This is a genomic window from Arthrobacter crystallopoietes (genome assembly GCF_017603825.1).
GTDB classification, from domain to species: Bacteria; Actinomycetota; Actinomycetes; order Actinomycetales; family Micrococcaceae; genus Crystallibacter; species Crystallibacter crystallopoietes_B.
Map to the genome: position 1 here is coordinate 609059 of NZ_CP072014.1, position 20605 is coordinate 629663.

Genomic DNA, 20605 nt, shown 5'->3' on the forward strand with positions numbered 1-20605 from the left:
AGAGTCTGTGCTGAGACGGTGGGGCGGGCGGTTAGCGGATGAGCCAGCCGAAAGCCTGCTCGGCTGGCGCCTTGTACTCGAGTCCGATGGGGCCCTGGTAGCCAAGTTGGCGGCTGCGGGAGATCCATTCGCCGAGCGGCAGTTCGCCGGTTCCGGGGGCGCCGCGGCCGGGGTTGTCCGCGATTTGGATGTGGCCGAAGTCCTTGGCGTGGTTCTCGATGACTGCCGCCACGTCGTCGCCATTGACGGCCAGATGGTAGAAATCGGCGAGGAGCTTGATGTTCTGCGGCCCCTCGGCGTGGACCTTGCCGATCACGTCGAGTGCGTCCTGCGCCGTCTTGAGCGGGTAACGGTCGGCACCGGAAACAGGCTCGAGCAGGACGGTACCGCCGATCGCGGCGACGCCTTCGGCCGCGGCGACAAGGTTGGCCAGAGCCACTTCGTCCTGCGCCTCCGGGGTGTGCTCGTCCAGGCGGTTGCCGTAGAGCGCGTTGAAGGCCTTGCAGCCAAGGCGTTCGCCGATGCCGGCGACGACGGCGATGTTGTCCCGGAATTCGGCGTCGCGTCCCTTCCAGGAGACTAGGCCGCGATCCCCGCCCGGCATGTCACCGGCGTTGAAATTGAGCCCGGTGAGCTGGACGCCGGCGTCGTTGATCGCGCGCTCGAACGCAGTGACGTCGGCGTCACCGGGAACGGATTCGGCGAACGGCCACCAGAACTCCACGCTGTCGAAGCCGGCGGCGACGGCGGCCGCGGGGCGCTCCAGGAAAGGCAGTTCGGTGAAGAGGATGGAGCAGTTCACTGTGTAAGACATCGGTATTCCTCGGGATTCGCGTATTCCATATTGTGGAAATGTACTTTTGCTCTACGAAAAGCGTACCGAGTGACCGTGAGCACTGTCAAGCTTCTTTTCCATAAAACGGAAACTCTTTTCCATAGCCTAGTTGGCGGTTGCTTCAACTACTGTTTATCGATAGATTTACCTTGTTATTCGACAAGAAGGAGACTCCATTGGGAAAGTTGACGGTTCTGGCGTTGCGCACTGTGCTCGCGCTGCTGCTCGCCGGCTCGCTGTTCATCCAGGTGTGGATGGTCCCGCTGATCTCCACTGATCTGGAAGAGGCCGGCGCGGACACCGCCCTGCGCATCCTGTTCCTCATAATCGTGGTGCTGGGGATCGTCACGGTGCAAGTCACCATGGTCTGCGTGTGGCGGCTGTTGACGATGGTCCGCCGGGGAACGGTCTTCTCCGACGGCGCTTTCCGGTACGTGGACGTCATCTTCGGCGCGGTGGCGGCGGCGTCGGTCCTCATGTTCGGGCTTGCCGTCCTGTTGGCCCCGGGCGGTATTGCTCCCGGCATCGTCCTGTTGATCTGCGGAGCGTCCCTGCTGATCGCAGGGATGGCGCTGATCGTCCTGGTGCTGCGGAAGCTCCTGGCGCAGGCTGTCGCCCGCGACGTTGAAGCCAAGCATCTGCGGACCGAGCTGGACGAGGTGATTTGATGGCCATCATCGTCGACATCGACGTGATGCTGGCCAAGCGCAAGATGCCCGTGGGCGTGCTCGCGGAACGCGTCGGCATTACCCCCGCAAACCTCGCAGTGCTCAAAAACGGCCGTGCCAAGGCTGTTCGCTTCACCACCCTCGCCGCCTTGTGCGAGGTACTCGATTGCCAGCCCGGAGATCTGCTGCGCTGGGAGCCCGGCGAGCCCGAGGAATCCCCGAATTAAAGCAAAATAGCTCCGCCCCCGGACTCTCAGACGGGGGCGGAGCAGTCTTGTCCGGCCGCAGCGCGGCCGGTGGTGTTCGTCAGAGAACGATCTGGCGGTTCACGTCCTTGTACAGCAGGTAGCGGAAGTTGGACGGGCCGCCGGCGTAGCAGGCCTGCGGGCAGAACGCGCGCAGCGACATGTAGTCGCCCTCCTGCACCTCGACCCAGTCCCCGTTCAGCCGGTACACCGCCTTGCCTTCGAGCACGTACAGGCCGTGCTCCATGACATGCGTTTCGGCGAACGGAATGGACGCGCCCGGCTCGAACGCGACGATGTTGATGTGCATGTCGTACGCCAGGTCGTCGACCGGCAGCATCCGGGTGGTGCGCCACTTATTGTCCGTGCCCGGCATCGGGTTCGGCTCAAGATCCTGCTCGTTGCCGAACACCGGCTTCGCGGTGTAGCCCTCCAGTGCCTGGTACGCCTTGCGGATCCAGTGGAACTTGGCGGCGGCACCGCCGTCGTTCTTCACCTGCCATTGGGAACCGGCCGGCGCGTAGGCGAAGCCGCCCGGGGCCAGAACGCGGTTTTCGCCTTCGATGGTGACGCTGAGTTCGCCGTCGACCACGAAGAGGAAGCCCTCCACCGTGCTCTGGGCCTCGGGCTTGGCCGAGCCGCCGCCCGGTGCAACCTCCATCAGGTACTGGGCGAAGGTGGTGGCGCCGCCGGCGACCGGGCGGTTAAGGATCCAGACGCGGGTGTCGTCCCATTCGGGCAGCACGCTGGTGACGATATCGCGCATGACGCCGCGCGGAATCACCGTGTAGGCCTCGGTGACGATGGCGCGGTCAGTCAGCAGGTCCGTCTGCGGCGGGTGGCCGGCCGGATTGGCGAAGTAGTTCGGCTGGTTAGTCATGGGTTTCCTCGCTGGTGGAAGCGGATTGGGGATGGGCGATGGCCTCGAGCTGGGCAACGGACACCTCGGCCAGCCGCTCGAACTCCTTACTTTCGACGGCGCCGCAGACCAGTCCGCGGTGGAGGAAGCGGGCCAGGGCGCGGGCCGTTGCCGGTTCATCCATGATGGCGCTGTCGATGCCGTGGACATAGTTCTTCAACCGCACGGCGGCAGCCTCGAAGCCGTCCCGGTAGAAGGCGTAGGTGGCCAGGAAGCGGGTGGGCAGCTGGGCCGAATGCAGGTCCCAGCCCTGGTAGATGCCGCGTTCCAGGTGCCGGCGGACCAGACGTGCGTGCAAGGCCCACGCCTTGGCTACATTCTCCGCATCGCCGAGCGGCAGGATGTTGGTTGACCCGTCCGAGAGGTGGACGCCGGTGCCGGCCACGGCCACCTGCATGACGGCCTTGGCGTAGTCCGCGGCGGGGTGCTCCATGGACTGGTAGGCGGCCGCGATGCCCAGCGAGGCGCTGTAGTCATAGGTGCCGTAGTGCAGCGAGCTGACCCGGCCTGCGCCGGCGTGGATCAGCTGCGCCACCGGTACCGTACCGTCCGCGGCGAGGATCAGTTGCGGCGTCTCCATCTGCACCTCGAAGCGCAGCCGTCCCGCGGGCAGGCCGTGCGCCTGCTCCAGCTGCTCGCAGGCAAAGACCATCGCCTGCACTTGGGCTATCGTGCTGACCTTGGGCAGCGTCAGCACCAGGCCCTGCGGCAGGCCGCGCTCTCCGGACTCCGCCACGAGTGCACCGATGAACCGGTCCAGCGTGCGCAGACCGCGGGCGCGGGTAGGCTCTTCGAAGCACTTGAACCGGATGCCGATGAACGGCGGAGCAGTGCCGGCGGCGACGGCCTGAGCCACAAGGGCGCCGGCCTTCAGCGCGTCGGCGTCCTCTTCCTCGTCCGCCCGGTTGCCGTAGCCGTCCTCGAAGTCCAGCCGCAGGTCCTCGATCGGCTCGCTTTCGAGCTTGCGGCGGACCAGTTCGGCCAGCTGGGCACTCTCCCCCAGGCCGAGGGAGGTGGCCAGTTGCTCCAGGCCGCCGTGTTCCTTCACCGCAGCGAGGGCGTCCCCGCCCCAGCGCGCGGCCAGGTCCAGGGTAAACGAGTCGGCCGGGACGTAGACCGTGTGGACCGGCTGGCGGCCGCTGCCCTCGCCCGGGTAGGCGGCGGACAGCAGCTCGTCGGTGGCGGCCAGGTCCGCGTCGATCCTGGCGGCAACAGCACCGGAGAGGGCAAGCTTGGGCGCCATCAGGAAACCAGCTCGTAGGCTGGAAGCGTCAGGAACTCCACGAAGCCCCCCTCGCCGATAGTCAGGTCCGCGATCAGCTTGCTGGCCGGCTCGTAGTACTTCGCGAACTTGTCGGCGTCGTTAATTTCACCGCGCAGTTTCTCGGTCTCCTCGGTGAGGATCCGCTCCACCAGCTCACGCGTCACCGTGTTGCCGGTGTCGGCCAGCGTGACCGTGTTGTGCAGCTGCTGCCAGACCTGGGTGCGGGAAATCTCCGCGGTGGCGGCGTCCTCCATCAGGTTGTGGATGGCCACGGCGCCGTTGCCGGAGATCCAGACAGCGGTGTAGGCAACGGCAACGTACAGGTTCAGGCGCAGGCCCGCCTCGGTGACCTCGCCCTGGGCGGAGGATACGTCCAGCAACTGGGCCGCGGTGACCTCGACCTCGTCGCGGAGGCGGTCGACCTGGTTCGGCTTGTCGCCCAGCACCGCGTCGAAGATCTCGCGGCAGACCGGGACCAGGTCCGGGTGGGCCACCCAGGAACCGTCGAATCCGTCGTTCGCTTCGCGGGTCTTGTCCGCCCGGACCTTGGCGAAGGCCTGTTCGGTCACTTCGGGTTCCTTGCGGTTCGGGATGACCGCGGCCATGCCGCCCATGGCGAAGGCACCGCGGCGGTGGCAGGTCTTGACCAGCAGCTCGGTGTAGGCACGCATGAAGGGCGCCGTCATCGCCACGGAGGCCCGGTCCGGCATGACGAAGCTTTCGCCGGCCTCGCGGAAGTACTTGATGATGCTGAACAGATAGTCCCAGCGACCGGCGTTCAGACCCGAGGCGTGGTCGCGCAGCTCGAACAGGATCTCGTCCATCTGGAACGCGGCCGGAATGGTTTCGATCAGCACCGTGGCGCGGACCGAACCCTGCGGCAGGCCCAGCTCGGCCTCGGCGAAGGAGAAGATGTCGTTCCACAGCCGGGCCTCGAGGTAGCTCTCGGTCTTCGGCAGGTAGTAGAAGGGTCCGTCGCCGCGCTCCAAGAGGTACTTCGCGTTGTGGAAGAAGTGCAGACCGAAATCCACCAGCGCGCCGACGGCCGGCTGGCCGTCGACCTGGATGTTCTTTTCCGGCAGGTGCCAGCCGCGGGGGCGCATGACCACAGTGGCCAGCGGCGCGTCGGTGCGCAGCCGGTACTCCTTGCCTTCGGGTGATGTGAACGAGAGCTCACCGCGTGCTGCGGCGGTCAGATTCGCCAGCGCGTCGATGACGTTTGGCCAGGTGGGGGTGGAAGCATCTTCCAGGTCGGCCAGCCATACCTTGGCACCGGAGTTCAGCGCGTTGATGGCCATCTTCGCCGGCGATGCCGGTCCCGTCATTTCGACCCGGCGGTCCTGCAGCTTCTCCGGCGCCGGTGCGACCTTCCAGTCGCCCTCGCGGACATGCTTGGTTTCGGGCAGGAAGTCCAGCCCACCGGAGGCGACGGCCTTCTGCCGGTTGGTCACGCGGTCCGCCAGCAGGCCGTCGCGCGTGGCGGCGAACTTCTGGTGCAGCTTTTCCACGAACCCCAGGGCTTCGGCCGTCAGGATCCTTTCGGCTCCGGCTACTGGTGCATTGTTGGTCACGGTGAGAGTCATGATGTTGCCTTCCTTTACTTGGCCGCTGCGGCCGACGCTACAGCTGCGGCGACGTCGGATGCCACGTGGGGGTCGAAAACACTGGGAATGATGAAGCTGGCGTTGAGCTCTTCGGCGGACACGCGGTCCGCAATGGCGTGGGCCGCGGCGACCAGCATCTCGGGCGTAATCTCCGAGACGCCGGCATCGAGCAACCCGCGGAAGAAACCGGGGAAGGCGAGCACGTTGTTGATCTGGTTGGGGAAATCGCTGCGTCCGGTAGCGACGACGGCGGCGTACTTCGCGGCGATCGCCGGGTCCACTTCGGGATCGGGATTGGCCATGGCGAAAATGATGGCGTCCTCGGCCATCGTGGCGACCTGCTCCTCGCCCAGCACGTTCGGTCCGCTGACGCCGATGAAGACATCGGCGCCGGCCACGGCATCGTGCAAGGTTCCGGTGAAGTTGTCCGGGTTCGTGTTCTCGGCCAGCCAGGTGCGGTGCGCATCGGTGTAGGTCTCGGTGCGGCTGATGGCGCCGTTGCGGCCGCAGGCAATGATGTTCAGGGCGCCCTGCGCCTTCAGCAGCTGGATGATCGCGTTGCCCGCGGCGCCGACGCCGGCCACCACAATCTTCACGTCCTCGATCTTCTTGTGGACTACCTTCAGCGCGTTCTGCAGCGCGGCCAGCGTGACGATCGCGGTACCGTGCTGGTCGTCGTGGAAGACCGGAATGTCGAGTTCATCGCGCAGCCGCTGCTCGATCTCGAAACAGCGCGGAGCGGCGATGTCTTCCAGGTTCACGCCGCCGTAGACCGGAGCCAGGGCCTTCACGATCTTGATGATCTCCTCGGTGTCCTGAGTATCCAGGCAGACCGGCCAGGCATCGACGTCCGCGAACTGCTTAAACAGTGCGGCCTTGCCCTCCATCACCGGCAGCGCGGCGGCAGGCCCGATGTTGCCCAGGCCCAGTACGGCGGAGCCGTCCGTCACCACGGCGATCGTGTTGCGCTTCACCGTGAGGCGGCGCGCATCGTCCGGGTTCTCGGCGATGGCCATGCAGACACGTGCGACGCCGGGCGTATAGGCGCGGGACAGATCGTCACGGTTGCGCAGGGGAACCTTGGGGACGACTTCCAGCTTGCCGCCGAGGTGCATGAGGAAGGTGCGGTCGCTGACCTTACGGACCTGCACGCCGTCGAGCTCGTCCAGCGCAGCGCTGACCCGCTCGCCGTGGGCGGCGTCAACAGTGTTGCAGCTGATGTCCACAACCATGCTGTCGTGGTGGCTCTCGGTCACGTCAAGTGCCGTGATGGCTGCACCGGCGGCAGCAACAGCGGCTGCGAGCTCGCTGGTAGCGGTAAAGCTTGCAGGGGTTTCCACACGCAGGGTTATCGAGTACCCGGGGCTGGGAGTCGCCATTGATTCTCCTCTGTTTCTGGGGCCGGACCGGCCTAAGTAGTTTCCGTATTATGGATATTATTATCTAAGAGGTGGAAATACAACCACCTCGGCCAGATTTTCTTTCGACAGGCGGAAAATTGCGCCGCAATTGCGGTATGTTTGAGAGAGCAGTTCCACGAAGTGGATATTTTCAAGAAACGCGTTCAAGCAATGTGAGAGTGAGTTCCCATGGCAGAGAAAGCCAGCGGAGGCGTCCAGTCAGTAGAGAGGGCTTTCGAGCTGCTCGAGCTCATCACCAATGCGGGCGGAGAGGTCACCCTCAGTGAGCTGTCGTCGTTCACATCGCTGCCCCTGCCCACCATCCACCGGCTGCTGCGGACCCTGGTTTCGCTGGGCTACGTCCGGCAGCTCGCCAACCGGCGGTACTCGCTGGGCCCGCGCCTGATCCGCCTGGGCGAAGTCGCCAACAAGCAGCTCGGCTCCCTGGCCCGGCCGCACCTGAAGAACCTGGTTGAGACTCTGGGTGAATCTGCGAACATGGCTGTACTGGACTCCGAGATGGTGGTCTACATCGCCCAGGTTCCGTCACCGCATTCCATGCGCATGTTCACCGAAGTCGGCCGCCGCGCCCACACCCACGACACCGGCGTCGGCAAGGCGATCCTCGCCCAGCTGGAAGACGACGCCGTCCGCGACATCGTGACGCGCGCCGGCATGCCGACACCGACGGAGATGAGCATTGGCAACATCTCCGACCTCATGCTGGAGTTGAAGAACATCCGCGAGCGCGGCTACTCCATCGATGAGCAGGAGCAGGAAATCGGCGTGCGCTGCTTCGCGATGGCCGTACCGGACGCTCCCACTCCCATGGCCATCTCCGTCTCGGGACCCGTTTCGCGCGTGGATGACGCGTTTGCCAAGCGGGCAGTGCCGCTCCTGCAGAGCGCCGCGGAGCAGATCTCGGCGCAGCTGAACGCGGCCGCAGCGAGCTAGCTTCCAGCACTTTTTCACATCCCAAAAAAGAAATTCCACAAAAAGTGTGGCCTCAGTCACTCTGAACTGTTAGAGTTTTTCTTGCCAAAGGCGGGTTCCCATCTACGGGAGCTATCTACCGGGCGCTACTAACCTAAACAGCAATCGTCGAAGCTGAGGTCGCCGCCCGCGCCGTCTGGTGCCATGCCGTGGCCTGCTTCCCGATCACAGGGAGTCGCCACCATGAATACCACCACCATCGCCACCAGCCAATATCTGGCCAAGGCCGTCGAAATCGCCTCCAACAATGTCCGCAATGCCGGCGGGCCCTTTGGCGCCATCGTGGTTGCCGCGGACGGGCAGATTTTCGAGGGCGTCAACCGCGTCACCGCGAACAACGATCCCACCGCGCACGCCGAAGTCACCGCCATCCGCACCGCCTGCCAGGGCCTGGGCACGTTCGACCTGAGCGGAGCCGTGCTCTACTCCAGCTGCGAACCCTGCCCGATGTGCCTGGCCTCCTCGCTCTGGGCACGGATCGACCGCGTAGTGTTTGCGGCGGACCGTCACGATGCCGCCCGCGCGGGGTTTGATGACGCCGTCTTCTACGACTACTTCGACACCCCCGTGGAGCGGCGTCTGATGCCCGTGGTCCGCGAGACCGGCGAACCAGAGGACACGGGGCATCTCGAACCCTTCAATATATGGAACAGCCTGGCGACCCGGATCGATTACTGAGGCGGTGCCGTCATGGCCATAATCCAGCCCCGTACGCGAACCCGTACCGACCACGTCCAGCAGGGCGCTCCGCGGACACCGGGCACTCCCCCGGCCGGCTTGCAACCCCGCGGACTCGTCGACCGCTACTTCCAGATCACTGCCCGCGGCTCCAGCCTGGGACGCGAACTCCGCGGCGGACTGGTCACCTTCTTCACGATGGCCTACATCGTGATCCTCAACCCCCTGATCCTGGGAGGTTTCGGCGCCGATTCCGCTCCGGTGGACGTAGCAGGGAACTGGCTGTCGGCTGCCCAGGTCGGCGCCGTCACCGGGCTGACCGCCGGAGTGATGACCATCCTCTTCGGTTTGATCGCCAATCTGCCCTTCGGCCTCGCAGCCGGGCTCGGCATCAACTCCTTCCTCGCCGTTGCCGTCATCCAGGACGTGACCTGGCCCGAAGCGATGGGCCTGGTGGTGATCAACGGCGTCCTCATTGTCATCTTCGGCATGACCGGAGCCCGGACCGCGATCTTCCGTGCCATCCCGAAGGATCTGAAGGCCGCCATCACCGTGGGCATCGGCCTGTTCATCACCTTCATCGGCTTTGTGGATTCCGGCTTTGTCCGCGCCACCGAGGGCGGCCCGCCCGTCCAGCTGGGCAACAACGGCTCCATCACCTCGGTGCCGACGCTGGTCTTCGTGGCCGGGCTGCTGATCATCGGCATCCTGGTGGCGCGCAAAATCCAGGGCGGCATCCTGATCGGCATCGTCGCCACCACGGTGCTGGCCGCCGTCCTCGAAGCCACCCTGCAACTGGGGCCGGCTTCCGACACCAATCCGGGCGGCTGGCATCTGAACACCCCGGTGCTCGCCGGCCAGATCTTCGCGGTACCGGACCTGGCCCTGGTGGGCGAGTTCGATATCTTCGGCTCTTTCGCCCGGATCGGCGGTCTGGCGGCCACCATGCTGGTCTTCACGCTGGTTTTCACCAACTTCTTCGATGCGATGGGCACCATGACCGGACTGGCCAAAAGTGCCGGGCTGGCGCACAGGGACGGCACCTTCCCACGGCTGAAGTCGGCGTTCATCGTTGAGGGCATCGGCGCGGTGGCCGGCGGTGCTACCTCCGGTTCCTCCAACACCGTCTATGTGGATTCCGCCGCAGGCATCGGCGAGGGCGCCCGCACAGGGCTGGCCTCGGTGGTCACCGGCGTGCTCTTCCTCGGCGCGATGTTCCTGACGCCGCTCACCAGCGTGGTGCCGATCGAAGTGGCAGCCTCTGCCCTCGTCGTCGTCGGTACGTTGATGAGCGCGCAGATCCGCGAGATCAACTTCAAGAAATTCTCCGTGGGCATGCCTGCCTTCCTGACCATGATCACCATGCCGCTGACCTACTCAATTGCGAACGGCATTGGCGTGGGCTTCATCGTCTGGGTCCTGGTGAACTCGGCCAGCGGGCGCGCGAAGAAGATCCATCCGCTGATGTGGCTGGTGGCGGCGGGGTTCCTGGTGTACTTCGCCCGCGGCCCGATCAGCGAGCTGCTCGGCGGATAACCCCTGCGGCCGGTGCCGGCAAGTTCCGGCACCGGCCGCGGATCGAAAGGACAAAACCAATGCTGAATCTCGGTGCGGAACTCGGCGCCTGGCTGGAGGCAGCCGGGGACAACTACGCCGTGGCCACCGTCATTGCCGCCAGCGGTTCCGTTCCCTGCCCGGTCGGCACCTCCATGCTGGTCTCCGGCAGCGGCAGCGTGCTCGGCTCGCTCTCCGGCGGATGCGTGGAGGGCGCCGTTGTCGCCGCCGCGCTGGACGTCATCGCGGACCAGCGGCCGCGGACGGAGCATTTCGGCTACAGCCCCGAGGACGCTTTCGCCGTCGGCTTGACCTGCGGCGGCGAGCTGGACGTCCACCTCCAGCCGGCAAAAGCACCAACTAGCGACGACGGCGGGGCGCGGCTGGGTGACTTGCTCCCCCGGTTGGCGGCGTACGGGCCCCAGGAACCGCTGGCCGTGGTGCGGCGGATCGATGCGGGCGGCAGCGGTGCGGTGCTCGTGACCAGCCCGCAGCATTTCCTGCCCGGGAACTTCGCCGGCGAGCTGGAGTTCCTGACCGGATCCGCCGCCGCGGCCCGGTCCGCGGGGGTGCAGCTCGCGGGTTTGCTCCGGCAGGGGGTCAGCGGGCTGCTGCGGTTGTCGCCGTCGGAAGCGGATTGCGGAGATGAACCGCCGGCGTTGCTGGTGGAGACCCGGCTGCCGCCGCCGCGGCTGCTGGTCTTCGGCGCCAACAATTTCAGTGAGGCCCTGCTGCCGGCCGCCAAGCTGCTCGGCTACCGGGTGACGCTGTGCGACGCCCGGCCCGCCTTCACCCAGCAGCGGCGCTTCCGGACGGCAGACGAGGTGGTCTGCGACTGGCCGCACCGGTATCTTGCCGGCGAAGCCGCGGCCGGCCGTATCGACGGCAGGACCGTGGTCTGTGTACTCACCCACGAGCCCAAGTTCGATATCCCGCTGCTGCGCAACGCGCTGGAGCTGGACTTGGCCTATCTCGGCGCGATGGGTTCGCAGCGCAGCCATACCCAGCGGGTACGGGATCTGCTGGCCGAAGGAGTGGCGCCGCAGGCACTGGCCCGGCTGCATTCGCCGATCGGCCTGGATCTGCAGGCCGTCACCCCCGCCGAGGTGGCAGTGTCCATTACCGCCCATATCATCGCCTCACGCAACCCGGCAGCCACGGGACTCCCCCTGTCCCGGCGCAACGGGCCGATCCACAGCGACGTACCCGTCCATAGCGCTGCCCTCATCCACACCCTCGGAACGGCGCATACACGCGTTCCGGAAACCACCGGTCATGCCGCACGCAGCGCCTCCCTGGTCCTCAGCGGCAGACCCTAACGTTACGTATCTAGGAGTCCCTCCATGGACATGAACACAATCGAGGCCGTGGTCCCCACCACGGATCCCGGTGACTGGCGTGAAGGAGATGCCTGGCTCGCCGGCGGAACGGTGCTGTTTTCCTACGGCAGCTCCACGTTGCGCCGCCTGCTGGATCTCGGTTCGGCCGGCTGGGAGCCGATCACTGTCAACAACAACGGAATCGAACTGGCTGCCACCTGCCTCATCGCCACCCTCTACGAACTTCCGGACACGCCGGTTCAGGCCGGCACAATCGAAACCGACGGCGCGGCCAGGCTGGTGGACAACTGGCCGGCGCTGGAACTCGTGCGGCCCTGCTGCGATTCCTTCGTGGCGTCCTTCAAGATCTGGAACATGTCCACGGTAGGCGGCAACATTTGCACGTCGCTGCCGGCCGGACCGATGACCTCGCTGTGCGCAGGACTGGACGGGACCGCCACCATCCTCGGTCCGCACGGCACCCACCGCCAACTGCCGGTCGCCGAACTCGTCACGGGCGATGCGTCCAACGCGCTGCTACCCGGCGAACTGCTGCGCAGCATCCAGCTGCCGGCGAGCGCACTGTCCGCGAGAACCGCCTTCCGCCGGCTCTCGCTGAGCAATCTGGGCCGCTCCGGCGTCCTGCTGATCGGCCGGCTGGATCCCGACGAAACCCTGGTGCTGACCGTCACCGCGTCCACCAAACGGCCGGTGCAACTGCGCTTCGACGCCGCCAGCCACCCGGATCCGGAGGAACTCGAAGCCGCGCTGAATGCGGCCATCTCCCCGGAGCTTTACCACGACGACATCCACGGCCTGCCGCAATGGCGCCGGGACATGACCTACCGGCTGGCCGAAGAGATCCGTGCCGAGCTGCTCATGGGAAGGATCGCCTGACATGGCAATGGACATCAATGGGGAAACGCACGCCAACAGCCCGCGGCCGGGCCAATGCCTGCGTACCTTCCTGCGCGAAGAAGGCCTGCAGGGCGTGAAAAAGGGGTGCGACGGCGGCGATTGCGGCGCCTGCACCGTGCACGTCGACGGCGTCCCGGTGCACAGCTGCATCTACCCGGCGGTGCGTGCGGAGGGCCGCTCGATCACCACCATCGAAGGGCTGCCTGACGTGGCCGGGGCAGACCTGCATCCGATGCAGGAGCAGTTCGTCAAGGCGCAGGGCTTCCAGTGCGGCTTCTGCACCGCCGGCATGGTCATGACCGCGGCAACGTTCAGCGACGAACAGAAGCAGAACCTGCCGCGAAATCTGAAGGGCAACCTCTGCCGCTGCACCGGCTACCGCGCCATCGAAGACGCCGTGCTGGGCAACGACGGCGGCGGTTGCTCCCATCCGCCGTCGGAAAGCTGCGCCTTGGACGCCCCAGCGGCTTCCCCGCCCGCGGGTACCTCGGCCGCACAGACCGGCACCGCTTCCGCACCCGCCCGCACGTCGGCCGCACCTGCACCGGCAGCGGTCGGCGCGGACACCCCCGCCCCGGCAGCTCCCCTCGTTGTCACCGGCACCGCCCGCTACACCCTGGACGTTCCCGCCGACGAGTTCGGTGGCCTGCTGCACCTGAAACTGGCCCGTACGCCGCATTCGCATGCCCGCATCCGGGCGATCGATACCCGCGCGGCGCTGGCGGTTCCCGGGGTCGTCGCCGTCTTCACACATAAGGATGCGCCGGCCCAACTGTTCTCCACCGCGCAGCACGAGCTGTACACGGATGATCCGGACGATACCCGGGTGCTCGACGACGTCGTCCGCTTCAAGGGCCAGCGGGTGGCCGCGGTCGTGGCCGAAACTGTCGCCGCGGCGGAAGCCGGCGTGCGTGCCCTGGAGGTCGATTACGAGGTTCTGCCTGCGGTTTTCGAGCCCGAGTCCGCGATGGCACCCGGTGCGCCGCTGCTGCACGCAGACAAGCTGGCGGATTCCCGCATTGCCGTCCCGGAGCGGAACATCGTCGCCGAGGTACACACCGAGATTGGCGACGTTGCCGCGGCACTGGGCAGCGCCGACGTCGTGCATGAAGAAACGTACCTGACCCAGCGCGTGCAGCATGTGGCGCTGGAGACGCACAGCGCCATCGCCTGGACCGAGGCTGACGGCAGCCTGGCCGTGCGGTCCTCCACGCAGGTCCCGTTCCTGGTGAAGCGCACCCTCGCCCGGGTGTTCGCGCTGCCGCAGGAGAAGGTCCGGGTGGTGGCCGGCAGGGTGGGCGGCGGTTTCGGCGGCAAGCAGGAGGTCCTCACCGAGGACATCGTGGCCCTGGCGGCGCTGAAGCTGCGCCGGCCGGTGCAGCTGGAGTTGACCCGGACCGAGCAGTTCACCGCCACCACTACGCGGCATCCGTTCACCATCCGCGTCCGGGCCGGCGCCCGGCGGGACGGCACGCTCACCGCGCTGGCGCTGGACGCCACCGTCAACACCGGGGCCTACGGCAACCACGCGCCCGGCGTGATGTTCCACGGCTGCGGCGAGTCGATCGCCGTCTACCGCTGTGCGGCGAAGAAGGTGGACGCCCGCAGCGTCTACACCAACACCCTGCCCTCCGGCGCGTTCCGCGGCTACGGGCTGAGCCAGATGATCTTCGCGGTGGAATCCGCGCTCGACGAGCTCGCCGTCCAGCTGGGTGTGGACCCGCTGGAATTCAAGCGGCGCAACATGATCCGCCACGGCGACGACATGCTCTCGCTGCACAGCGAACCCGAAGCGGACGTGCTCTACGGCAGCTACGGGCTGGACCAGTGCGTGGACCTGGTGCGCGGCGCGCTGGACCGCGGCCGCGAGCGCGGCGCCGGCGGCGAAGACCTGGGGCCGGAGTGGCTGGTTGGCGAGGGCACTGCGTTGTCAATGATCGACACGGTGCCCCCGCGCGGACACTACGCGCACAGCATCATCGTCCTGACCGCGGACGGCTACCGGCTGGACGTGGGCACCGCGGAATTCGGCAACGGCACCACCACGGTACACGCCCAGCTCGCCGCGCAGGCCCTCGGCACCTCGCCCGCTGCCGTGCGCGTGCGCCAGTCGGACACGCTGCTGACGGAGCACGATTCGGGCGCCTTCGGCTCCACCGGCACGGTGGTGGCGGGCAAGGCGACGTTGGCCGCGGCACAGGATCTCGCCAGGATGCTGGGTTCCTTCGCCGCCGAGCTGAGCGGCGTACCGGCCGAGGACTGTGTGCCCGTCACGGGCGGGGTGGACTGCGCCGGACAGCTGCTGACCTTCGCGCAGCTGGCCGAGATCGCCGGGGAACGTTCCGTCACCCTGCAGGCCGAGGGCCGTTGGGGCGGCACACCGCGCTCGGTCGCGTTCAACGTGCAGGGTTTCCGCGTGGCAGTGAACTCCGCTACCGGCGAGCTGGCCATCCTGCAGAGCGTGCAGGCCGCGGACGCCGGCGTCGTCGTCAATCCCCGACAGTGCCGCGGGCAGATCGAAGGCGGAATCGCGCAGGCGCTCGGCGCCGCGCTCTACGAAGAGGTCCGGATTGACGACGGCGGGGCGGTCACCACCGATATCCTGCGCCAGTACCATATCCCCACCTTCGCGGACGTGCCGCGCAGCGAGGTGTACTTCGCCCGCACCTCCGACGAGCTGGGCCCGCTCGGCGCCAAGTCCATGAGCGAAAGCCCGTTCAACCCGGTAGCGCCCGCCCTGGCCAACGCCGTCCGGGCGGCCACCGGCATCCGCTTCACCTCGCTGCCCTTGGCGCGGGACCGGATCTACCTGGCGCTGAAGGACGCAGGCCGCGTTCCTGCGGTGGGCACGGATCTGATGCTGGCACGGTAGGTCCGATCATCACCAGGCAATGACCTCGTGCGATGCCGCTGTCACAGCGGTTGGCGCTTGACCAGCCGAGTACCGGTCTTGACCAACATCAGAACCAGCAGCAGGATGCCGACGTAGCCGTTGATCACAGCGGTTGGCGCTTGACCAGCCGAGTACCGGTCTTGACCAACATCAGAACCAGCAGCAGGATGCCGACGTAGCCGTTGATCACATAAACGAGATTGACCATCTGGGAGAACGGCAGGATCAGGCCTATCACCGTTCCGGCTGCGGCGAGAGCTATGGTCAGGTATTTGAATCGGGGCGTCTTGTCGGCGAAGAAGCGTGACGAGACGGTCCACAGCAACGGGACCGCCGTCGTGTAGATTCCGGCGAGGATCATCACTGAGATTCCGGAGGCGAGCAGCGGGCCCACGTCGCTGGCCAGAACGAGCATCGGGATCTCGGTGCCGCCGACCCGCGTGATGTTGGCGAGCAGGCCCAGGCCGACGATAATGCAGGCAACCGAGAAGGCGATCGCCCCGACCAGCCCCCCGGTGGCCGCTTCCCTGCGGCTGCGCGCCGTTTTGCCCAGCGCGGTGAGGAAGGCGGCCAGCCACAGCATGCAGAAGCCGACATACGACAGCCCGGACATGAACCAGTTCGTCGAAGCTTGGGTCAGTTCCAGCCCCGGCAGTAGTGCGTTGCCGTCGGCGATCCCGGCAGGGTTTTGGACAATTCCCACGATGCCGAGTGCGATGGCGATCACGACGATCAGGGGGCCGATCTTGCCGATGACATCGACCAGGCTCTTCAGTCCGAACCACACACTGATGCCAACCGCGATGGCCAGCCCGATGCCGCCGATGTATTTCGACATGCCGTAGTGCTCTTCAAAAACGGCGCCGGCGCCGGCAACCATCACGGTAAAGCTTAGGAACACGAAGAGGATCGAGAAGAAATCGAAGAACGTTCCCAGATGCTTGCCGCAGTAGTAGTGGAAAATCAGCGACGGCCGCTCGAACTTCTTTGCCTGGCCGACGGTAAAGAACTCGATCGCCACATACGTCATCAGGGCCAGGACCAGGATGCCGGTGCCGAAGATACCCCAGTAGCCGTAAGAGGCGAAGTACTGGAGGATTTCCTGGCCGGTAGCGAATCCGGAGCCAATGAGGAACGCGACAATTGCACCCGCGTACGTGAGTACGCGCGGGAGCGTTGTCTTCTCGCCTGTGGCCAGATGCGCTTGCGTGGGAGATGTTTGTGCCATATCTACTTCCTGCGGAGTGGTGATATATCAATTGCTCACCGAACGATATGGCAGAAATTGTGATCCAGTCAACAATCGACATGGAACGATTTTCCTGCTTCGCAGCCCGTTCCCCTGTTTCAGGCGTCTCGCTGGAACGTCGACCCGACCAAATGCGTCAAATGCCAAGATTGAAAGTAATAGGAAAGCATCACCGGAAGCGGCAACGCTCCTGTCGTCGTCTTCGACGACGCCGACCTTGCAGCCGCAGCCAAGGGATGATTTCCACAGCCCACTACGAAAGGGTCCTGGCCGCACTGGAGGACATCCGCAAGGACGGCCTGACAGTCGCCGTCGGGGGCAAGGCCATCGAGGGCCCGGGCTGCTTCATCGAACCCACCGTAGTGACCGATGTGCCCGCCGCCGTCGCGATCGCTGGAACAGAGATCTTCGGACCGGTCGTGTCCGAGGGAACCTTCGTCACTGGTGGGAAGATGTGCGGGTGCCGGAAAATTCCACCTTGCTCAATACCGGACCAGCAGTCTGGCTACTGCTGGCAGTCCTTCTGGTCGCCGCCGCAGCTATTGGACGTGCTGTGCTGGGGCTGCCGGTCAAATACATTCTGCTCGCGGGTATCCGCGCCTTGGTCCAGCTCACCGTCGTCGCCGTCCTTATTGCCCAGCTAGGACGATCTGGTTGGTTAGCGATGGCTTTCCTGCTGCTGATGCTGGGCGTGGCGTCCTGGACTGCGGCGAAACGGATCGGAGGCAGCCCGTTCTGGATCGCTGCCCTGCCAATCAGTGCCGGCACACTCCCCGTGGCCGGCCTCATGGTGGTAACCGGGGTGCTGCCGCTCCATCCCCTGGCCCTGGCGGCGGTTGTGGGACAGCTCATCGGAGGATCGATGACTGCGATGAACTTGGCTGGCAGGCGGTTGAAACAGGAACTTGCGCTACGGCACGGAGAAGTCGAAGCGGGCATGGCCTTGGGCCTGACCCTGCGTAATGCGAGGTCCCTCGTGGCGCGGCCAGTGGCAGCGGAAGCGCTGATACCGGCGTTGGATCAGACCCGGACGGTAGGCACGGTGACCTTGCCCGGGGCCTTCGTCGGACTGGTACTCGGCGGCGCCTCGCCTTTGGACGCGGGACTGGTCCAACTGGTCGTGTTGGTTTCCCTACTGGCCGCGGAAGCTGTTGCCATTTCCGTGGCCACTTACCTCGCCGAGGCCGGCCAGATGAACCGCTAGCGACGGGTTCGCCGCAACATACAGGCGGCGGTTGGCCGCGGATAGGAATCCTCCGGTTTGCATCGCCACGAAGTGCCCGTTGCCCTCAACCAAACTGGAATCCAGACCTCCGTTATGAGGCCTTGGCCTGGCTGAGTTCTACGATCTCGGCCAGTTCTGCCAGCCGATGGGCTCGAGCGGATTCGGCGGGGGTGAAAGGGTTCCCGGGACGTACGAAGATGATCGGTTGATGCCAGGCTGTGGGGATTTTGAGCAGCGTGCCGTCCGCGGCGTGTCCCTGGACTGGGTGCTGCCCAGGCTCGGAGACGATTTCGGCGGAGAGCAGTTCGGCCACTGCCAACGGCAGTTCCGAGGGATTGCCTGCAATGCGCGCCGCGAGGCTCAAGGCCCGCGTCTGACCGTCAACCAGTGCGATGGGAGTAGTACGCACAACACGCGGGCTGTTTCCGCCGCCTGCGACAAGGGCGTCGAGCAGGTCCTGCTCGGTCAGCCCGCCCGGGCTGGCCAGGACAAACTCATCGAGCACCCCGTCGCGCACCGGGTGAACGTGAATGCTGAGGATGTTGACGTCTAGACAGGACAAGGCGTGGGTAATCCGCTCAAGCGCTCCGGGTCGGTCGGCCAAGATTGTCCGGACACGCCATAACGAGTGCGCGCGGTGCAGGTTCTTCCTCCGGTGCAGAGCGGGTCCGTGCAGCCATCGGCGCAACAAGCGTGTCGCCGATGGCTCGGCGACCCAAATGACCAGGACCGTAGCGGTAACGGTGAGTATCAATACCTTCACGGGATAAGACAAGTCAGTCTGGACGACCAGGGCATGCACCAGTAGTTCGATAGGCAGCATGGCGGCCACGTTGGCCAACGTCAGCCGGCTTCGGGGCGGTTCGGGAAGTTGGCCGCAAGAGTCGCAGGACAGTTCGGCGTGGAAGGGGGTTAAGGCACCGTGTCTCATGCCTCAATGCTCGCCCGGACCTGTTTCGTCCGCGTTGCGCCCGTATCAAGAACCGGAAACATGTCCTCCGCCGCCAAACAGATTGACGTCAGCGACGAAAAGGCTCCACTCAGAGAAGAGGGCTTTCGTGTCAACATAAGTGCGCTGGAGGTTCAGGAGCAAAGTCTATGTCGGCACCTTCGGCGCGCACTCGGTGCGGCGCCGCCGGCGGCGTCCGGCCCGGTGCCGCCATTACCATCGAAGTAACGAAAATCTGAGGAAGGCTGACGAGTGGCTACCACGAAGAAGACGGTTCTGGAGACGAGTCTGGACATGTTCCGCGCGCTGGGGGTGACCACCATCTTCGGCAACCCCGGGTCCAACGAGATTCCCTTCCTCGCCGGCCTCGATGAGAGATTCGACTTCATTCTCGGACTGCACGAGCAGGTCGTCGTCGGCATGGCGGAGGGCTACGCCCGAGCCACCGGCAGGCCTGCCCTGGTGAACCTGCATGCTGCCTCCGGGTCGGGCAACGCCATGGGCGCCTTGACCAACGCCAGCTACGGGCACATTCCGATGGTCATCCTCGCCGGACAGCAGGTCCGGCGCACCGTCGGCCAAGAGGCGATGCTGGCCAGTGTGGACGCTTCGGTCCTGCCGACGCCGCTAGTCAAGTACTCGCATGAGCCGCTGGCCGCCGCAGACGTGCCGCGGACCCTCGCTCAAGCCGTCTTCGAAACCTCTACCCAGCCATGCGGGCCGGTCTATGTCTCCGTCCCGCTCGATGACTGGGCGGAGCCTGCCCTTGACGACGACGCCCTGCTCACCGAGCGTTCGGTGGTCGTCGCCGGCGGCCTCACCGACGACATGGCACAGGAGCTCATCGCCACCGTGGACGGCGCAAAAAGGCTGGCGCTCGTCGTGGGCCCCCAAGTGGACGCCGCAGCCGTTGACGATCACACGGTTTTTGATGCTGTGGTGTCCCTGGCGGAGAAGTCGGATGCATCCGTGTACGTCGCGCCCTCGCCCTCGCGGGGTCCCTTCCCGACCACCCACCCGAACTTCGAGGGTGTCATCATCCCGGGCATCAAATCAGTGCGTGACCGCTTGGCCGGACATGACGTCGTCCTCGTCCTCGGCGCTGCCGTTTTCCGCTACCACCGCTGGGAGCCGAGCAACTATCTCGAAGCGGGTACCCGCGTTGTGCATGTCACCCACGACCCGCGCGAGGCGACCCGGGCACCCTTCGGCAGGTCGGTGATTGCCGATGTGGCCGGCGTCGTGAAGGCCCTCGCCGAGGGCGTGCAGGACCGTGGCAAGCGACGCGGTGAGCCCGGCTCTCGCGAACTGCCCCCGGCCAGGACCTCCCCGGACGGTATGACAGGCACCGAAATCCTCGAGGTGCTCAATGCCTACGTGAACGACACCGTCGCCTATGTCAACGAGACCACCACCCTGGATCTGGACTACCTTGAGAGGATCGCCATCGACCGGCCGGGTATGTATAACTTCCCGGCCTCGGGCGGCCTGGGATTCGGCCTCCCGGTGGCGGTCGGACTGTCCCTCGGGGACCCGGAGAAGACGATCGTGGCGACCGTGGGCGACGGCTCCGCCAATTACGGCATCACCGCGCTCTACACCGCGGCCCAGCGGCAGACGCGGACCGTGTTCGTCATCGTCAACAACTCCAGCTATGGGGCCCTCGCCGGCTTCGCCCAGCGGATGGGCACGCCGGACATACCGGGCTTGGAACTCGGCGGCATCGACTTTGTATCCATCGCCGAGGGCTACGGTGTACCCGCACAGCGGACTAGCACCCGCGAAGAGTTCGAGGAGGCGTACCAAAAAGCACTGAAGGCCAGCGGCCCGGTCCTTATTGACGCGCAGGTGGTCATCGGCTGATCCATCTTGTGGGTTGCCGGACCGATGCC

The 20605-nt window shown here is 65.8% G+C and carries 17 protein-coding genes and 1 pseudogene; 11 read left to right on the plus strand and 7 right to left on the minus strand.

What is annotated here, in order from left to right; genetic code table 11:
- Positions 1-31: 31 nt before the first annotated feature.
- On the minus strand, positions 32-814 hold the full coding sequence (locus tag J5251_RS02925; protein WP_208575115.1) for a hydroxypyruvate isomerase family protein: 783 nt from the start codon (positions 812-814) through the stop codon (positions 32-34).
- 197 nt (positions 815-1011) lie between these two features.
- Here J5251_RS02925 and J5251_RS02930 point away from each other — a divergent pair, with 197 nt between their 5' ends.
- Both J5251_RS02930 and J5251_RS02935 read left to right on the plus strand, forming a co-directional pair.
- Positions 1012-1503 (plus strand): DUF2975 domain-containing protein, encoded by a 492-nt coding sequence (locus J5251_RS02930; protein WP_208575116.1) that lies wholly within the window; start codon positions 1012-1014, stop codon positions 1501-1503.
- Positions 1503-1730 (plus strand): helix-turn-helix domain-containing protein, encoded by a 228-nt coding sequence (locus tag J5251_RS02935; RefSeq protein ID WP_139005537.1) that lies wholly within the window; start codon positions 1503-1505, stop codon positions 1728-1730. The genes J5251_RS02930 and J5251_RS02935 overlap by 1 nt, the downstream gene beginning before the upstream one ends.
- 79 nt (positions 1731-1809) lie before the next feature.
- Here the strand turns inward: J5251_RS02935 and J5251_RS02940 are convergent, their stop codons facing one another.
- The 4 genes from J5251_RS02940 to J5251_RS02955 are packed head-to-tail and all read right to left on the minus strand — an operon-like array spanning position 1810 to position 6914.
- Positions 1810-2628, minus strand: coding sequence for a bifunctional allantoicase/(S)-ureidoglycine aminohydrolase (locus J5251_RS02940; RefSeq protein ID WP_208575117.1), 819 nt, complete (start codon positions 2626-2628; stop codon positions 1810-1812).
- Complete coding sequence (locus J5251_RS02945) at positions 2621-3910, minus strand: DUF6986 family protein (RefSeq protein WP_208575118.1); 1290 nt, start codon at positions 3908-3910, stop codon at positions 2621-2623. Before J5251_RS02945 ends, J5251_RS02940 begins: the two co-directional genes overlap by 8 nt.
- Positions 3910-5514 (minus strand): malate synthase A, encoded by a 1605-nt coding sequence (aceB, locus tag J5251_RS02950; RefSeq protein ID WP_208575119.1) that lies wholly within the window; start codon positions 5512-5514, stop codon positions 3910-3912. Before aceB ends, J5251_RS02945 begins: the two co-directional genes overlap by 1 nt.
- A gap of 14 nt (positions 5515-5528) precedes the next feature.
- The gene (locus tag J5251_RS02955) at positions 5529-6914 is read right to left on the minus strand and encodes an NAD-dependent malic enzyme (RefSeq protein ID WP_208575120.1); all 1386 of its coding nucleotides are present in this window, start codon (positions 6912-6914) and stop codon (positions 5529-5531) included.
- Positions 6915-7124: 210 nt separating this feature from the next.
- Between J5251_RS02955 and J5251_RS02960 the strand changes: the two genes are divergently transcribed.
- The 6 genes from J5251_RS02960 to J5251_RS02985 all read left to right on the plus strand — a co-directional run bounded on the left by J5251_RS02960 (position 7125) and on the right by J5251_RS02985 (position 15269).
- Positions 7125-7889 carry an IclR family transcriptional regulator gene (locus J5251_RS02960; protein WP_139005542.1) on the plus strand — a complete coding sequence of 255 codons (765 nt, stop codon included), beginning with the start codon at positions 7125-7127 and terminating at the stop codon, positions 7887-7889.
- A gap of 222 nt (positions 7890-8111) precedes the next feature.
- Positions 8112-8606, plus strand: a complete 495-nt coding sequence (locus J5251_RS02965) for a nucleoside deaminase (RefSeq protein WP_208575121.1) — start codon at positions 8112-8114, stop codon at positions 8604-8606.
- 12 nt (positions 8607-8618) lie between these two features.
- Entirely contained in the window at positions 8619-10142 is a 1524-nt protein-coding gene (locus J5251_RS02970; RefSeq protein ID WP_244250775.1) for an NCS2 family permease, read from the plus strand.
- Positions 10143-10201: 59 nt separating this feature from the next.
- Positions 10202-11479 (plus strand): XdhC family protein, encoded by a 1278-nt coding sequence (locus tag J5251_RS02975; protein ID WP_208575122.1) that lies wholly within the window; start codon positions 10202-10204, stop codon positions 11477-11479.
- A gap of 24 nt (positions 11480-11503) precedes the next feature.
- Complete coding sequence (locus tag J5251_RS02980) at positions 11504-12376, plus strand: FAD binding domain-containing protein (protein ID WP_208575123.1); 873 nt, start codon at positions 11504-11506, stop codon at positions 12374-12376.
- Between the two features lies 1 nt (position 12377).
- Positions 12378-15269, plus strand: coding sequence for a molybdopterin-dependent oxidoreductase (locus J5251_RS02985; RefSeq protein ID WP_208575124.1), 2892 nt, complete (start codon positions 12378-12380; stop codon positions 15267-15269).
- A gap of 124 nt (positions 15270-15393) precedes the next feature.
- Here the strand turns inward: J5251_RS02985 and J5251_RS02990 are convergent, their stop codons facing one another.
- Positions 15394-16518: a YkvI family membrane protein gene (locus J5251_RS02990; protein WP_208575125.1), complete on the minus strand. Its 1125-nt coding sequence runs from the start codon at positions 16516-16518 to the stop codon at positions 15394-15396.
- Positions 16519-16775: 257 nt separating this feature from the next.
- Between J5251_RS02990 and J5251_RS20255 the strand changes: the two are divergent.
- Both J5251_RS20255 and J5251_RS03000 read left to right on the plus strand, forming a co-directional pair.
- Positions 16776-16904, plus strand: a pseudogene (locus J5251_RS20255) (aldehyde dehydrogenase family protein); the annotation flags it as partial.
- A 95-nt stretch (positions 16905-16999) separates the two neighbouring features.
- Positions 17000-17743 carry an ABC transporter permease gene (locus J5251_RS03000; RefSeq protein WP_244250776.1) on the plus strand — a complete coding sequence of 248 codons (744 nt, stop codon included), beginning with the start codon at positions 17000-17002 and terminating at the stop codon, positions 17741-17743.
- A gap of 112 nt (positions 17744-17855) precedes the next feature.
- On the opposite strand, the gene J5251_RS03005 is transcribed toward J5251_RS03000, so the two are convergent.
- Complete coding sequence (locus J5251_RS03005; protein WP_208575127.1) at positions 17856-18695, minus strand: ACT domain-containing protein; 840 nt, start codon at positions 18693-18695, stop codon at positions 17856-17858.
- A gap of 270 nt (positions 18696-18965) precedes the next feature.
- Here J5251_RS03005 and mdlC point away from each other — a divergent pair, with 270 nt between their 5' ends.
- The gene (gene mdlC, locus J5251_RS03010) at positions 18966-20576 is read left to right on the plus strand and encodes a benzoylformate decarboxylase (protein ID WP_208575128.1); all 1611 of its coding nucleotides are present in this window, start codon (positions 18966-18968) and stop codon (positions 20574-20576) included.
- The last annotated feature ends 29 nt before the right edge of the window (positions 20577-20605 follow it).

Bases quoted from the DNA above. Each gene is read 5' to 3' on its own strand.
- J5251_RS02925 (WP_208575115.1), bottom strand. From the start codon at position 814: ATGTCTTACACAGTGAACTGCTCCATCCTCTTCACCGAACTGCCTTTC.
- J5251_RS02935 (WP_139005537.1), top strand. From the start codon at position 1,503: ATGGCCATCATCGTCGACATCGACGTGATGCTGGCCAAGCGCAAGATG.
- J5251_RS02940 (WP_208575117.1), bottom strand. From the start codon at position 2,628: ATGACTAACCAGCCGAACTACTTCGCCAATCCGGCCGGCCACCCGCCG.
- J5251_RS02945 (WP_208575118.1), bottom strand. From the start codon at position 3,910: ATGGCGCCCAAGCTTGCCCTCTCCGGTGCTGTTGCCGCCAGGATCGAC.
- aceB (WP_208575119.1), bottom strand. From the start codon at position 5,514: ATGACTCTCACCGTGACCAACAATGCACCAGTAGCCGGAGCCGAAAGG.
- J5251_RS02955 (WP_208575120.1), bottom strand. From the start codon at position 6,914: ATGGCGACTCCCAGCCCCGGGTACTCGATAACCCTGCGTGTGGAAACC.
- J5251_RS02960 (WP_139005542.1), top strand. From the start codon at position 7,125: ATGGCAGAGAAAGCCAGCGGAGGCGTCCAGTCAGTAGAGAGGGCTTTC.
- J5251_RS02965 (WP_208575121.1), top strand. From the start codon at position 8,112: ATGAATACCACCACCATCGCCACCAGCCAATATCTGGCCAAGGCCGTC.
- J5251_RS02970 (WP_244250775.1), top strand. From the start codon at position 8,619: ATGGCCATAATCCAGCCCCGTACGCGAACCCGTACCGACCACGTCCAG.
- J5251_RS02975 (WP_208575122.1), top strand. From the start codon at position 10,202: ATGCTGAATCTCGGTGCGGAACTCGGCGCCTGGCTGGAGGCAGCCGGG.
- J5251_RS02980 (WP_208575123.1), top strand. From the start codon at position 11,504: ATGGACATGAACACAATCGAGGCCGTGGTCCCCACCACGGATCCCGGT.
- J5251_RS02985 (WP_208575124.1), top strand. From the start codon at position 12,378: ATGGCAATGGACATCAATGGGGAAACGCACGCCAACAGCCCGCGGCCG.
- J5251_RS02990 (WP_208575125.1), bottom strand. From the start codon at position 16,518: ATGGCACAAACATCTCCCACGCAAGCGCATCTGGCCACAGGCGAGAAG.
- J5251_RS03005 (WP_208575127.1), bottom strand. From the start codon at position 18,695: ATGAGACACGGTGCCTTAACCCCCTTCCACGCCGAACTGTCCTGCGAC.